We start from the raw sequence: 14,881 nt of genomic DNA on the forward strand, positions 1-14,881 counted from the left end.
AAAAAAGGTTCTCACTTACAAGTAAGAACCTTTTCCTGGTTACTTTTTCGTGAAGGCAGCATGCGTAATAAAGTTCGGTCTTTATCGACAATGTGATGCTTAAGTGCGCCCACAATATGCAGAGTAATGGCTATAGGTAATACCACTTTACCCAGTTCATGGATCGACTCTCCTATCTGAGTGAGCATAGGAGACAAAGGGATAACTTCGCCCGGCATCATTGGATCAGGAACTTCAGGAGCCAGTGTTAAGCCAAATAGATGTAAACCGTGTCCACCTGCAATGGCCATAAGAATTCCCGAGAGTGGCATAAGCATGGTGGCTAATAACAAAACCCAATGAACAACCTTTCCGCTAATGTGTTCCAGGGTCGTGTAATGCCCTGCAGGTTCTGGCCAGCCATTAATGTAACGCCAGATAACACGGGGAATAACAAATGCCAGAATGACGATTCCCAATGATATATGGAGGTCGTAGAGATCCTCTCCCATATATAGACCAAGAGCGGTGAGAAGTATCATGAAAATGGCGACAATCCAGTGAAGATGGATGGTTAAGGGGGATAAGTATCGTCTGGTGTCTCTCATTGTGTATCTCGCTATCTGTTGGGTTTTAGTCGCCTCATTTTGTGTATCAATGCAGGCTTATTATTTGGTTACTGTGCATTTTTTGAACTCTTAAAAATGTCAGTGACATTTTTTTCACAATTTCCCCTGTTAGAAGTGTTAGACACTGGTTGTTTATTCTTGTGATGGTGAAAATATGATCTAGCCTCAGATGACTTTCGCTGGAAGTCTGTGGTTAGCGATGAAGTCACTACTCACCTCATGCACATTCTCGTTGTGCGGATTATTTGCGGCGGTTTGTGGTTACGCTGCAGAAAAAACGACACCTGCCGAGAAAACCAATCGCCTTATTGTGAAGTATGCAAGTCCGGTTGATCCTGCTAAAGCTGCGAATGATCCGATGCTCGCACAGGCGGCTGGTGGCCGTATTCTGAGCACTCGAATGTCTGCCAGTGGTGCCAATGTTGTTGATCTTGGTCTTCATAAACATATCGGTGAAATGCAGGCGCTTGCGGACACTGTGTCTAAGCAGCCAGGTGTGCTCTACGCGGAACCAGATTTGATAATGGTTCACCAGTCAACGCCTGATGACACTCGTTATAACGAACAGTGGCATTATTTTGAGCCAGCAGGGGGGATTAACCTTCCTACTGCATGGGATTTGATGGCCAATGCAAATACTGTTGTGGTGGCCGTGATTGATACCGGAGTGCGTCCTCACTCTGATTTGGAGGATAACCTGCTGCCAGGGTATGACTTTGTGTCCGATGTGGACGCAGCACAGGATGGTACCCAGAGAGATAGAAGTGCCAATGATCCGGGAGACTATGCTCCGGTTGGTGCCTGTGGAACAGATTCCCGTGGTCGTCCGGTTCCTTTAAATGAGGAGGTCAGCAGTTGGCATGGAACCCATGTGGCGGGAACCATTGCTGCGGTGAACAACAATAGTCTTGGGGTGTCGGGTATTGGCTTTACCACCAGGATATTGCCGGTGCGGGTGCTTGGCCGATGTGGTGGTTATACCTCAGATATTACTGATGGTATGCGCTGGGCTGCCGGGCTTTCTGTTCCCGGAGTACCTGCCAATAATAATCCTGCCAAGGTTTTAAACCTGAGTCTTGGTGGGCTTGGCAGCTGCTCACGGACCTATCAGGACACTATTAATGAGATTCTCGATGCCGGTTCAACCATTGTTGTGGCGGCAGGTAATGATAACCGCAATGCGAAAAATTTCTCTCCAGCCAGTTGTGACGGGGTGATCACTGTTGCTGCTAATAAGCGTGATGGTGGTCGGGCTTATTATTCAAACTTTGGCCGTGTGGTGGACATTACTGCTCCGGGTGGTGAAACCATGTACGAAGGTGATGGTATTCTCTCGACCATTGATGCCGGTGCCCGTACATCAGAGGGCGATGATTATGGCTGGTATCAGGGAACAAGTATGGCGGCACCTCATGTTGCGGGTGTAGCTGGGCTGTTGTATTCCGCTAACCCTGCACTGAAGCCTGCCGAAGTAAAAAATATTCTGCAGGATACATCTAGAGCTTTCCCTTTAGTTTCCCGTCGACAATGTACTAATGAGCTATGTGGAGCCGGTATCCTTGATGCGACCGCGGCATTGAAAGCTGTTGTCGCTGATACCCCTCCCGTGGATGCGGAAGGAGGCCTGTTGAAAAAAGGGGAGCCGGTCACCGGTTTAGCTATTTCTTCGAATCGGGCGCAGGAAAAACAACTCTTCTATCGGTTTGAGGTTCCACCCGAAGCCAAGGATCTGAGCTTTATCATGAGTGGTGGAACCGGCGATGCTGATCTTTATGTGCGCCGTGGACGCCGGCCAACAATTGAGAAATTTGATTGTGCTCCCTATCAAAGCGGCAACGAAGAAAGCTGCGAGTTCCCAGCACCACAGGCCGGCACCTGGTATGTGATGATTGATGCCTACAAAGGTTTCAGTGGTCTGACTCTTGAAGCGGATTATGATCTCGCTTCAAACAGTATTCCCGAAGAGCAGAAAATGTTTGGCAGCCAGATTCCTGAGGATATTCCGGATAACCGCTCTCGGGGCGTGACGGTGCCTGTCATCAGTTATTATCAGGGTGATGCCGGTACTGTTTCTGTTGATGTTGATATCACTCACCCTTATATCGGTGATCTTCAGCTTGTTCTGATTTTCCCCGATGGTACAAAACAGACTCTGAAGAAACAGGACAGTGAAGAAAATATTGCTGACCTGAAGGAAACCTACGAGGTGGATGCCAGTGGTCATCCGGCTGGTGGTGAATGGAAACTGAAAGTGAGTGACCATAGCCGTAAGGACTCCGGAACCCTGAATGGCTGGAGTATTGGTTTCAGATAATTGATGAAAAAATTGCTGGGTAAAAACCTGTGTTTAGCGACTCTGGCAGCAGTCATGTGCTGCCAGAGCGTTTTTTCGTTTGAAGGAGCAACTGAAAATAGCCGCTATATCGTGGCTTTCTTTCCTCCGCTGATAAAAAGCTGTGAACTGGCTGATATGCTCAAAGTAGTTGATCAGGCTGGTGATAAGTATCGTGTGCTCCGCAGTTTTGGTTCCTGCGGCCTGGTTCTGGAGGGTGATGCAGAATTTGTGGCAAGGCTGGATGATTTACCGGAAATCAATTATGTAGAAGAAGATGGAGTTGCTTACCCGGTTGAAGTTGATGCTGATGAGTTGTAAAAATACCGAAAAGCTTTCCTCCTACAGGTATTTCCTCAACAAAACATTCATATTGCTGAAATATTCACCGTTCAAGCCCTTACAGTCCTGCAGCATAGTTATATAATGCGGCCATTCTGACCCCGTTTCTGGCGCAGTCTGACTTTACTGCAAGGATGGGTGTAAACAAGGCTCCCGAAGAGTTTGATGGTGATATGAAGAGTTCTGAGTTACGTTCCGCTTTTCTGAAGTATTTTGAAGGACAAGGGCACGCTATTGTCGATAGCAGTTCTCTGGTTCCCCACGACGATCCTACCCTACTGTTCACCAATGCGGGTATGAATCAGTTCAAGGATGTTTTTCTTGGCCGCGAAAAGCGTGATTACACCCGAGCGACAACTTCTCAGCGTTGTGTGCGTGCCGGTGGTAAGCACAATGATCTGGAAAACGTTGGTTACACCGCGCGTCACCATACATTCTTTGAAATGCTGGGTAACTTCAGTTTTGGCGATTACTTCAAGCGTGAAGCTATTAATTTTGCCTGGGGTTTTCTGACCGGTACTCTGAATCTGCCTAAAGAAAAACTCTGCGTGACTGTTTATGAGTCTGATGATGAGGCTTATAACATCTGGCTGAACGAAGTGGGCGTACCTGCTGACAGCATTATCCGCATTGGTGATAACAAGGGCGCACCTTACGCGTCCGACAACTTCTGGCAGATGGGTGATACTGGCCCTTGCGGCCCTTGCACAGAAATTTTCTTCGATCACGGTGAACATATCTGGGGCGGTCGCCCTGGTACGCCAGAAGAAGATGGCGACCGCTTTATCGAGATCTGGAATATCGTTTTCATGCAGTACAACCGTCAGGCCGACGGTACCATGGAAAAGCTGCCCAAGCCTTCTGTTGATACCGGTATGGGGCTTGAACGTATCGCTGCAGTTGTTCAGGGCGTTCACAACAATTACGATATCGATCTGTTTCAGCATATTCTTTCTGAAGCGGGCAAATTGTTGGGTGGAGTCGAAAATACCAATAACTCCCTGCGGGTTATTGCCGATCATATTCGTTCCAGTGCCTTCCTGATTGCTGACGGTGTACTGCCTTCCAATGATGGCCGTGGTTATACCCTGCGCCGTATTATTCGCCGTGCCTGCCGCCATGGTCACAAGCTGGGCGCAACGGAAAGCTTCTTCTACAAGCTGGTGCCTGCGCTGGTGGAAGCCATGGGTGATGCCGCCAATGTAATTGCGGTTATGCAGGATCGGCTTATGACCATACTCAAGAAGGAGGAGGAGCAGTTCGCCCGTACTCTGGATAAAGGTATGAAGATTCTGGAAGATGATATTGCCAACCTCAGTGGTAAGGAAATTCCAGGCAAGACTGTATTCACCCTGTACGATACTTACGGTTTCCCTATCGACCTGACCAACGATATTGCCCGTGAGCGTGGTCTGACTATCGATGAAGCAGGCTATGAATCCTGCATGGAAGAGCAGCGCCAGCGTGCTCGAGCCGCCAGCCAGTTTGGCGTGGACTACAACGCTTCTATTCAGGTTGAGGGTGAAACTGAATTCACTGGTTATTTCGGCCACGTTGAAGACAGCGACACGATCAAAGCACTTTTCGTTGATGGTGAAGCTGTTGATGCCATCACTGCCGGAACCAAGGCTGTGGTTGTTCTTAATAAGACACCTTTCTATGCCGAGTCTGGTGGCCAATGTGGTGATACCGGTTCTTTGAATGGTGCTGCCGGTGAGTTCAAGGTTCTGGATACCAAGAAAGACAGTGGTAACCATCTGCATACTGGTGAGCTGGTTTCCGGTTCCCTGAAAGTTGGTGAATCTGTATCTGCCTCTGTTGATTCCGATAAGCGCACTGACACCGCCCGTAACCACTCTGCCACTCACCTGGCTCACGAAGCTTTGCGCCGTGTACTGGGCGATCATGTTCAACAGAAAGGCTCCCTGGTTGATCCGGACAAACTGCGTTTTGACTTCTCCCATGGCGAAGCCATGACTGATGGGCAGATTAAGGCCGTTGAGCAGATTGTTAACCAGCAGGTGCGTGCGAACACAGAGGTAGGCACCAAGGTTACCGATATGGACACTGCAGCTGCTATGGGTGCGACCATGCTGTTCGGTGAAAAGTATGGTGACACTGTACGCGTACTGAGCATGGGTACCGAGAACTTCTCCGTGGAACTGTGTGGCGGTACACACGTAGCCCGCACCGGTGATATTGGCCAGTTCGTTATTGTCAGCGAAGGTGGTATTGCTGCTGGCGTTCGTCGTATTGAGGCTCTGACAGGTCAGGCAGCTCAGAACTGGCTGGTGAAGAATGATGGCAATCTGCAGCAGATTGGCGGGCTGGTTAAAGGCAGTCGCGAGAACGCTGTTGAAAAGGTTAAGGCTTTGGTTGCCCGTAATCGTGATCTGGAAAAAGAAATTCAGCAGCTGAAACAGAAACTGGCCAGCGCTGCTAGTGCAGATATGACTTCCAGTGCTGTTGAAGTGAATGGCGTGAAGCTGCTGGCGACCAAGCTGGAAGGCGTTGAAGCCAAATCTCTTAGGGATCTGGTGGATCAGCTGAAGCAGAAGCTGGGCAGCGGCGTGATCATGCTGGCGGCAGAAACCGATGGCAAGATTGCCCTTGCTGCTGGTGTGACTAAAGACCTCACTGGCAAAGTTAAAGCTGGAGACTTGCTGAAAATGGTGGCGGAACAGGTAGGTGGCCGTGGTGGTGGCCGTCCTGACTTTGCCCAGGGTGGAGGCAGTGATCTCTCTGCTCTGCCAGCAGCTCTGGCATCCGTTGAATCCTGGCTTGGCGATAAGCTCTAAGAAGGATTCCGTGCCCCTGGGTCAGCGGGGTTGACTCAGGGGAGCGTACGGTACTGTCTCTTTCGGTACTGATTTGGTACATTTCGCCCCGTAAATAAATAAAAGCAAGAACACATGGCGCTGATAGTACAGAAGTTTGGTGGAACATCCGTTGGAACTGTAGAGCGTATACAAGCGGTTGCAGAGAAGATTCAGAAGTTTCGTCAAGAAGGTCATGACATTGTCGTTGTCGTATCGGCTATGTCTGGGGAAACCAATAGACTGGTGTCTATGGCCAGTGAAATGCAGGAGCATCCGAAGCCGGAAGAGCTTGATGTGCTGCTGTCCACGGGGGAACAGGTCACAATATCCCTGCTCTCCATGGCCCTGGAAAACCTTAACTGCCCGGCACGGTCTTATACCGGCTGGCAGATTGCTATCAGAACAGACAGTTATCATAACAAAGCCCGCATTCGAGAAATCGACACAGACTCAGTAAGAGCTGATCTCGACGCCGGAAGGGTGGTTGTGGTTGCCGGTTTCCAGGGGATTGATGAATCCGGAAGGATTACCACCCTTGGTCGGGGAGGCTCGGATACAACGGCAGTAGCACTGGCTGCGGCTCTTGAGGCAGAAGAATGCCAGATCTACACCGATGTGGATGGTGTTTATACTACTGACCCTCGTGTTGTTGAAGGTGCACGCCGACTGGATAAAATAACCTTCGAGGAAATGCTGGAAATGGCCAGCCTGGGCTCGAAGGTTTTGCAGATTCGTTCGGTCGAGTTTGCCGGCAAATACAATGTGACCCTGAGGGTGCTCCACAGTTTTCAGGATGGCCCGGGCACACTAATAACACTCGAGGAGCAGAGCGAGATGGAGCAGCCAGTTGTTTCCGGTATTGCATTCAACCGGGATGAAGCAAAACTGACCATCAAGGGAGTGCCGGATATTCCTGGCGTTGCGTCACGTATTCTTGGTCCGGTAGGGCGTGCCAATATTGAAGTGGATATGATTGTGCAGAACGTGTCTGCCGATCAAACCACCGATTTTACTTTTACGGTTCACAGAAACGATTACCAGCGTGCGCTGGAAGTTGTAGCCCAAACCTGTAAAGATCTGGGTGCCCGTGAATATGATGGCGATAACAAGATTGCCAAGGTTTCTATCGTTGGTGTGGGTATGCGATCCCACGCGGGCGTTGCAACACAGATGTTTGAAGCTCTAGCCGCTGAAGGCATCAATATACAGATAATTTCCACTTCCGAGATCAAGGTTTCGGTCGTGATTCAGGAAAAATACCTTGAGCTGGCTGTTCGTGCACTGCACTCTACATTTGAGCTTGATCAAGGTGTTAGTGCAAAGCAGGAGTAAACCCTCCTTTATTAGGTTGGCTTGGTTTGCCTGTTCTCTGGTTCGCATCCATTAGGGTGCAGGCCGGTTATAAGTAGTGGGAAGGCTCCGGAAGTGATTCTAACCTGTTTGTACAGGAGGGCTTACGGATGGTGTCTGTTAACAATGTGCCGTCTGGTTAGTACAGCGTGTTTCTGGTGTGGCTTCGAGTAGCGTTAACACAAACGTGAGCAGAAGTGGCAGTTTCAAGGGAACGGTTTTGGATTTGTGCTGCCAGAACTAAAAGATAATGCAGTAACGGATTGCCAATCTCCAGACCTGTATTATGTTTATGCTTCGTAACAATAAACCGGCAGGCAGTATTCACGGTTTAAACCCTTCCCGGGGGCTTGGATTACTGTCATCGATTACGGTCATTGTTTATGGGTTATAGAACAAGGAGACAGTAATGCTCATTCTGACACGCCGAGTTGGTGAGACCTTGATGGTCGGTGATGATGTCACCGTGACCGTTCTTGGTGTAAAAGGTAACCAGGTTCGTATCGGCGTTAATGCGCCAAAGGAAGTTGCAGTTCATCGGGAAGAAATCTATCAGCGTATCCAGAAGGAGCGTGAAGGAGGTTCCGGTGGCCATTCAGGTTCTGGTCAACAGCACCACCATCAAGAGTGGGAGCCAGAAGCCGAAGAGGAGGGTGGTAATCAGTATTGATACTGAGCCACCTAACTGTTTGTTTTCCCTAATGAATCACTTTTCAAATCACTCTTTCTCGTACTCATGAAAAGCCCTTAAAAAGGGCTTTGCATTCAGCGTTAATCTGTTATTATAGCGGCCGTCTCCGCGGTGAGGTGGCCGAGTGGCTGAAGGCGCTCCCCTGCTAAGGGAGTATACCCTAAACCGGTATCGAGGGTTCGAATCCCTCCCTCACCGCCAGATTGACAATCGATGTCGTTTAATTGTAAATTCCATCGTATTGATTGATCGGCAAATCGCAAATTGTAACGTTGTTGTTTGCTGGAATAGTTTTGCGCGTCCTTAGCTCAGCTGGATAGAGTACCTGGCTACGAACCAGGCGGTCGGAGGTTCGAATCCTCCAGGACGCGCCACTTTTTTGTTAAGAGTTTAAACCCGTCAAGAAAGACGGGTTTTTCATTCCTCAAAGCTTTTATAGGTGTCAGCAATTGACTCTTCAAAGTGTAAAGGTATGATGTTTTTCGTGTGGTGAGGTGGCCGAGTGGCCGAAGGCGCTCCCCTGCTAAGGGAGTATACCCTAAACCGGTATCGAGGGTTCGAATCCCTCCCTCACCGCCATACAATAGAATCCCGTAACAGATATCTGTTACGGGATTTTTGCGTTTTAGATATCTGAAAATATTTATCCGATCTTTTTCACTGCGAGCCAGCGCTTACGAGCTTTGTAATAGCCGGCTGAATCCTGAAAGCCAAGGTTAATGGCAATAGTGTTATCAGCCATACCTGTCGCCTTGTATTTATCTGCAGCTCTTTTTCTAACAGAATCGAGAATATATCTGTAAGACGTATCTTCATCTTTAAGTTTTCGATACAACTTTGATCGGCTCATACAAAACTTCTGAGATACTGCTTCAATGCGGCTGTAATGTACGATATTGCTTTCAATCAGTTTCTGGACTTTATAGCTGGTGCTGCTTTGGCAGTGCGAGAGAAGCTCTGTTGCTTTGTTTTGTAAGATATCTTGTAAGTAGGCATTGGCATTCTGAATAGGCTGGTTGAATACTTCAGCGTTCAATTCAATAAAATTATCGTCTTGTGAAAAAGTAAGATCAGAGCCAAAAATTCTCTGATGCAGGGTTTTATCTATTGGTTGTTGGTGACAAAAGCCAGCGCGAACCACTTTGATTTTTTGCCCACATAAAGATTCTGCCCAGGCAATCAAGGCAGTCATGCTGCGTTCGACAGCGGAAGCGGGGTAACTTCTTTCCTGAAAGCTGAAGTTAAGACGTAATTTTTGTCCCTGCTCTTCAAGGGTCCAACACTCCGATGGGTTTAAAAGTGCTATATGGGCCTGAAATGTTTGAAAAGCTTGACCCAGTGTATCGCATTGGGAAATCCAGTTAGCCAGAATGCCTTTGGCCTGGAGGTTAACTTTCTGACCAATCCTTAACCCCATATCGGCTGCTGCAGGATGTTGTTCTAGTATCTGCCATAGTCGGATAAGTTCCGATTCTGGAAGGCGCATCTCCTCAATCACCAAGTCTGATCGCTGCTGCAGCTGTAGTTTTAAAGAGTGGATATCAGGAAATGTTCTTTTGAATTGAACTTCGGGCAGAATCTTGGCCTCAATCAGCCCATTAGCCAGATCCAGCACAGCTATGGCAGAAACTGTATGGAGGTTATTGGTAATGGGAGAAGATTGATTCATCTAATATCTTTTTTGAAACCAAAGGCCCTGTTTCTGCAACAAGCGGATATACGCCCCAGTAGCGGAGAACTTTAACATTGTCTTCTACATAGGAGTGAACAGACAATGTCAGAAGAGTTTTCCATTAGCAATCTGGAAGAATTGAGAAAAATTATTCCTTCGCCTCCAGCAATATTGCACAAGCGAATACTTTCAGAACTTGATCACTACTGTCTGGAGTTTGTTCAGCAATCAGGTCTGGCAGTATTGAGTTTTGTTGATGACTCGCTGGGGTTTTACTTCCTAAATTGTGATGAATCCTTGAAATCAACAAAGAGCCGGGAGCTGCTCTTCACCTTTCCTCATGGATCCCGTGACATAAAGCCATTGCAGAAGGTTCAGGGAAGCCTTTATTTTCTTGTATCAGGAATTGATCACGGACTGCGAGTTAATGGTGATGTTGTGGTGGATGGTGAAAGTATTGGATTTAAGGTGACTGCTGCTTATTTTCATTGCTCGAGAGCGAAGGTGCGTGCCAATTTCTGGGAGTATGAGAATAGCTCCTTAAAAGTTGAAAAGCCCTGCAGTGGAAAGGTGCTCTCCTATGTCGCTTTGGACTGTATTCAATCATCGCCCTGGCTGTTGTTGCGCACTCAGAACAGAAATGGCGATACAGAGTTATCTCCCCGTGGTGACCCCGCAGGATTTGTGCAGGTTCTGGATGAAAAAACACTGCTTTTACCTGAGCGACCCGGTAATAAAGTTGCAGTCAGTCTCACAAATATTCTTGATAACAAAAACGTTGGGTTAGCTTTTCTGGTGCCGGGGCAGCCGTGGGTTTTGCAGGTGTTTGCTGCTGCACGGCTAACGTTTTCCAGGCAGAAGCTTGTGTTGCTCAGTGTTCATGGAAAGCTGCCGAAGGTGGCCATAGAGTTATCTGTAAAGTACTGGGAAATCAATCACGAAGAAGCTCTACTGGACTCTGGAATATGGGAGCTAGCTAATCACTGTGCGAAAACAGCTTTAACCCCGTTCCCCAAAGTGATTGCTGAACATATGAATGGTTCAGGTGTTGTCGGGAAGCTATCTACACCGATCGTGAATGCAGTGGTGAACAAGGATCTTAAAAACTTGTATTAACTGTTTCGAGAAGGTCTGGCAGCCTGCAAAGCTGCCAGAAATTTTATTTGTTGGGCGGTTGTTTAGGTTGGAATCAACTTGGTTTTTCGTGCAGCAACAGCTCTTGCCAATACAGCCAAAGTTGTACCGTTATGGAGCAGGGCGCTGGATGCCGATGAGAGCGAACGAACCCCTATAAACTCCAGGCGTGCCAGGCATACTGCTGAGAGTGCATCTTGAAATAGATAGTGAAATGCATTTTCCTGTTGCGCCCAGCTGGAGAAAAAGCACACAATGATGCCATTGTCGCTAGAGTGTTAGTTTGGTTTTAATCCGATGCTATCTAAGGTTTCTGCATTATGTTTGCTTTTTATGCTGGTGGTGTCCGGCATATCTGGCAATGGTGCGGTGAATTTTTTGAGCGACAAAAGCTTTCATGGTTCTTTCGGTTTCGATGCGAATGAACATCAGAACTCACATGCGTTCTCCCATGGTCATAGTCATGACGATTTACAAAGTCATGATGCCAGCAGCCATGTTCATGAAAATATTGATCGAACTCTTCAAAAAGAGATATCACTACTTGTAACTACAGGTAGTCAACATGATCTGCTTGCCAGTTCTTCCCCCATAAAGCGAAATTATCCTTTCCTGCGACCTCCGCAATCTTCGTTTGCCTGAATGCTTTGGGTTGTGTTTACGCAACCGTTCTAATTTCAGTTAAACGGAGTCTTTATGTTATCGATAACGTGGGGCAGATTTGCTGCTGCCTCCAATAAACCTATGGGGCTGATACTGTTGTGTCTGGCCGTTTTGCTCGCCTTCAGCCCGGAAAGCTATGCCCATGCGGTTGCTCAGGGGGATAAAGGTTATATTCAGGAGATCACTGGTATTAACCTGATCTCTTTTACTTATCTTGGCGCCAAACATATGGTGACGGGATATGACCATATCCTGTTTCTGTTTGGGGTGATTTTCTTTCTTTACCAGATTCGTCATGTGGCCATTTATGTGAGCCTGTTTGCCATAGGGCACTCCACCACTTTGCTGTTGGGGGTGTTCTTTAATGTGGGCATTAACAGCTACATTATCGACGCCATTATCGGCCTGTCTGTTGTTTATAAAGCACTGGATAATCTGGGTGCTTTTCAGCGGTGGTTTGGCTTTCAGCCCAACACAAAGCTGGCAACGCTAATCTTTGGTTTCTGTCATGGCTTTGGCCTGTCTACCAAGATTATCGAATATGACATTTCTCCTGACGGCCTTTTGCCCAACCTGCTGGCATTTAATGTGGGGGTGGAGATAGGCCAGCTTCTGGCACTTGGTTCAATCTTGATTTTTATGGGCTATTGGCGCCGATCGCCCAGTTTTATGCAGCACGCTTATACGGCCAATGTCGCCATGATGAGTGCCGGATTTATGTTGATTGGCTATCAGTTAACCGGGCTGTTTGTTGCCTGAGACTTTATTGAATAGATAGAGCTAGAAGCTAAAGAACAGAATAAGGATAAAAGTCATGTATAACGCAGAAAAGCCTTCCCAGGCAGATTTACCTTCATCCAAACAGTTATTGGTATCAACCTTTGTTGCCCTGATTGTTGCTGTCGTTATTTTAGTAACAGTCATCCTGCCAGCCGAATACGCTATAGATCCTACTGGGGCAGGGCGTATGCTGGGGCTGACGGAGATGGGAGAAATTAAAGAACAGTTAGCTGCAGAAGCGGCTGCAGATCAGCAGTCGGTTACTCAGGAAGTAAAGGCTGCAGTCGTTGCTCAAGAAGCAAAGAAGATTGCTCAAGAGAGAACTGTTGAAATTGCTCCAGAGCCAGTTGTAGAAGAGCCAACAGTAATTTGGCGTGATGAAGTCACTATTGCCTTAACGCCAGGTCAGGGTGCAGAAGTGAAACTGGTTATGAAGCAAGGTGAAACCGCAGTGTTCTCCTGGGCATCAGAAGGTGGGCCGGTGAATTTTGACACTCATGGTGATGGCAGTGGTCGTTCCATTTCTTATGAAAAAGGGCGAGGAGTGCCTGAAGATGAAGGAGAGCTGGAAGCCGCTTTCACAGGAAATCATGGCTGGTTCTTCCGTAATCGTAATAAGCAGGATGTCACTGTCGTGCTTCGTACAGGCGGGGAATACTCTGAGCTGAAGAGGGTGCTGTGATTTAATCCCTGAATGTTGGGCGCTGCCGATTGGCGTCCAACATTTATTTGCCTGTGTTAGAGGGAAAAATACTCAGTTATTCCTGACAATACATTTGAGACTGCCACTGAAGCGAGTATTAACCCCATAACACGACTGATTATGCTTGCTCCGCTATCACCAATAAGCCTCTGGACTTTACTTGCAGCCAGCATAAGGGCAAGAGTAATGATTAACACTGCCATCATCACAAGTGTTGTTTGAGCCTGTTCCAATAGGCTGTATCGATGATTTTCCGTTAACAGTACTGCGGCAAGCATGGCCCCCGGGCTGGCAATGGAAGGCACAGCCAAAGGGAATATTGCTTTTTCATTCCCGGATGCTGCCATTTTTACTTCTTCTTCGGGTTTGCTTTCCCCAAATATCATTGAAAGAGCAAAAAGGAATAAAACAATTCCACCTGCAATCTGAAAGGCAGAAAGAGGAATATCTATAGCCTTTAAAATCAGCTCACCAGCAATAACGAAAAACAGCAGTGTTATGGTGGAAAAAAAGGCGGCCCTACAGGCAATCTTTCGTTTAACAGATTCATTATAGTGACTGGTCACAGCGATAAAGACTGGAACAGTACCAATTGGATCTATAACCGCAAAAAAGAAAACGAAAGTCGCTATAAGGTCACTCATGCAAACACCTAAGCTCAACAACAACCTGTGCTCCAAGTACTTATGAAGATTGATCTCAATGTGGCGGTATGACACCTGAGCTTTGATCTGATCAATACTTGAGTGTGACGCAAATATGGTTGTGAGATGGCTGTTTTTCAAGGTGAATGCGCTTAACAGCTCTCTCTGTCAGATAGCTCTTTGATATCTGGTTTTGCTTTTTTCAATCAGTTAAAAGATATCCATTGCATTACCAATAGGTTTTTTATTCCGTGAAGGGTAAGATGTATTTGTTGTATGGACACAAGAATAATTCCAAATGCGTATAGCCATTGACGGTAAGAGTGATATCGGGCGTAAGCGCGATGAAAACGAAGATGCCATTTATTTTAGTGGCGACAGTCATGCTCCGTTCTCATTTATTATTGTTGCCGATGGAATGGGCGGTTATCACGGTGGTGCAACTGCGAGCAGGCTGGCGATAGAGAAAATATCCCAACGCCTGCACTTTGTTCAAAACAGAACATTTTCAACCTGTACTCCTCATCAAAAGCCGCTGATTCTCAAATCAGAACTTCTTCAGGCTATTAATGATGCTAACCAGTCAATTCTGGACTGCAAAACAGCGCAGCCTTTGTTTCGTCAGATGGGAACAACGGTTGTTGTTGCCATAGTTTGGGAATCCACATTGATTGTTGGCCATGTTGGTGATTCCCGAGCTTATATGTGGACGATGCAGAACGGGCTTACGCAGTTAACCCGTGATCATTCGGTTGTACAGCAAATGATTGATAACGGCTCTTTAACAGAAGAGAGTGCCAGAACCAGCAAAGTCCGCAATCAGCTAACAAAAGCGGTAGGCGTTCATCATAAAGTTGAACCGGTGATTTCAGAGTTCAATATGCAGGATGACTGTTTATTGCTGCTTTGTTCAGATGGTATGACCGAGTATTTCAGCAACAGTGATATTGAGTTTGTTATGGCGACTCATCGCCCGGCATTGGAATGTTGTTATCGTTTTATTGATGAATCAAATGCTCAAGGCGGGAAAGATAATATTACTGTGGCTATTGCCGAGTATCAGAAGCACGCTGTTTCTACTTATAACACTCAGCCTCAGGAAGATAAGACAGTTCCTTATTCTCTGTAAACCCGGCTATCTCT

12 protein-coding genes, 3 tRNA genes and 1 pseudogene are annotated in these 14,881 nt (G+C 47.2%); 13 read left to right on the forward strand and 3 right to left on the reverse strand.

Annotated features, from left to right (window positions below):
* Window positions 1-11: 11 nt before the first annotated feature.
* The gene (locus ACY2RR_RS18355; RefSeq protein ID WP_490109632.1) at window positions 12-587 is read right to left on the reverse strand and encodes a cytochrome b; all 576 of its coding nucleotides are present in this window, start codon (window positions 585-587) and stop codon (window positions 12-14) included.
* A 220-nt stretch (window positions 588-807) separates the two neighbouring features.
* Here ACY2RR_RS18355 and ACY2RR_RS18360 point away from each other — a divergent pair, with 220 nt between their 5' ends.
* The 8 genes and pseudogenes from ACY2RR_RS18360 to ACY2RR_RS18395 all read left to right on the forward strand — a co-directional run bounded on the left by ACY2RR_RS18360 (window position 808) and on the right by ACY2RR_RS18395 (window position 8,721).
* Window positions 808-2,922 (forward strand): S8 family serine peptidase, encoded by a 2,115-nt coding sequence (locus tag ACY2RR_RS18360; RefSeq protein ID WP_490109633.1) that lies wholly within the window; start codon window positions 808-810, stop codon window positions 2,920-2,922.
* A gap of 3 nt (window positions 2,923-2,925) precedes the next feature.
* Window positions 2,926-3,261, forward strand: coding sequence for a hypothetical protein (locus ACY2RR_RS18365; RefSeq protein WP_490109634.1), 336 nt, complete (start codon window positions 2,926-2,928; stop codon window positions 3,259-3,261).
* Between the two features lie 194 nt (window positions 3,262-3,455).
* Window positions 3,456-6,080 (forward strand): alanine--tRNA ligase, encoded by a 2,625-nt coding sequence (alaS, locus tag ACY2RR_RS18370; RefSeq protein ID WP_490109749.1) that lies wholly within the window; start codon window positions 3,456-3,458, stop codon window positions 6,078-6,080.
* Between the two features lie 114 nt (window positions 6,081-6,194).
* Entirely contained in the window at window positions 6,195-7,433 is a 1,239-nt protein-coding gene (locus ACY2RR_RS18375; protein WP_490109635.1) for an aspartate kinase, read from the forward strand.
* A 427-nt stretch (window positions 7,434-7,860) separates the two neighbouring features.
* Window positions 7,861-8,049 (forward strand): annotated as a pseudogene (gene csrA / locus ACY2RR_RS18380) (carbon storage regulator CsrA); the annotation flags it as partial.
* 203 nt (window positions 8,050-8,252) lie between these two features.
* Window positions 8,253-8,343, forward strand: a tRNA-Ser gene (locus tag ACY2RR_RS18385).
* A 96-nt stretch (window positions 8,344-8,439) separates the two neighbouring features.
* Window positions 8,440-8,516, forward strand: a tRNA-Arg gene (locus tag ACY2RR_RS18390).
* A 114-nt stretch (window positions 8,517-8,630) separates the two neighbouring features.
* Window positions 8,631-8,721 (forward strand) — tRNA-Ser (locus ACY2RR_RS18395).
* A gap of 64 nt (window positions 8,722-8,785) precedes the next feature.
* Here ACY2RR_RS18395 and ACY2RR_RS18400 read toward each other — a convergent pair.
* Window positions 8,786-9,811 carry an AraC family transcriptional regulator ligand-binding domain-containing protein gene (locus ACY2RR_RS18400; RefSeq protein WP_490109636.1) on the reverse strand — a complete coding sequence of 342 codons (1,026 nt, stop codon included), beginning with the start codon at window positions 9,809-9,811 and terminating at the stop codon, window positions 8,786-8,788.
* 105 nt (window positions 9,812-9,916) lie between these two features.
* On the opposite strand from ACY2RR_RS18400, the gene ACY2RR_RS18405 reads away from it, so the two are divergent.
* From ACY2RR_RS18405 to ACY2RR_RS18420, 4 genes are all read left to right on the forward strand, one after another.
* A complete protein-coding gene (locus ACY2RR_RS18405) occupies window positions 9,917-10,930 on the forward strand; it encodes a hypothetical protein (RefSeq protein ID WP_490109637.1) in 1,014 nt (337 codons plus the stop codon).
* Window positions 10,931-11,245: 315 nt separating this feature from the next.
* Window positions 11,246-11,590: a hypothetical protein gene (locus tag ACY2RR_RS18410; protein WP_490109638.1), complete on the forward strand. Its 345-nt coding sequence runs from the start codon at window positions 11,246-11,248 to the stop codon at window positions 11,588-11,590.
* Between the two features lie 54 nt (window positions 11,591-11,644).
* Window positions 11,645-12,370 carry a HupE/UreJ family protein gene (locus ACY2RR_RS18415; RefSeq protein ID WP_490109639.1) on the forward strand — a complete coding sequence of 242 codons (726 nt, stop codon included), beginning with the start codon at window positions 11,645-11,647 and terminating at the stop codon, window positions 12,368-12,370.
* Between the two features lie 55 nt (window positions 12,371-12,425).
* Complete coding sequence (locus ACY2RR_RS18420) at window positions 12,426-13,073, forward strand: hypothetical protein (RefSeq protein WP_490109640.1); 648 nt, start codon at window positions 12,426-12,428, stop codon at window positions 13,071-13,073.
* Window positions 13,074-13,129: 56 nt separating this feature from the next.
* On the opposite strand, the gene ACY2RR_RS18425 is transcribed toward ACY2RR_RS18420, so the two are convergent.
* On the reverse strand, window positions 13,130-13,738 hold the full coding sequence (locus ACY2RR_RS18425) for a MarC family protein (protein ID WP_490109641.1): 609 nt from the start codon (window positions 13,736-13,738) through the stop codon (window positions 13,130-13,132).
* Window positions 13,739-14,036: 298 nt separating this feature from the next.
* Here ACY2RR_RS18425 and ACY2RR_RS18430 point away from each other — a divergent pair, with 298 nt between their 5' ends.
* The gene (locus ACY2RR_RS18430) at window positions 14,037-14,867 is read left to right on the forward strand and encodes a Stp1/IreP family PP2C-type Ser/Thr phosphatase (RefSeq protein WP_490109642.1); all 831 of its coding nucleotides are present in this window, start codon (window positions 14,037-14,039) and stop codon (window positions 14,865-14,867) included.
* Window positions 14,868-14,881 lie beyond the last annotated feature (14 nt).

The sequence above is a fragment of the Parendozoicomonas sp. 2304DJ65-17 genome (genome assembly GCF_058148445.1).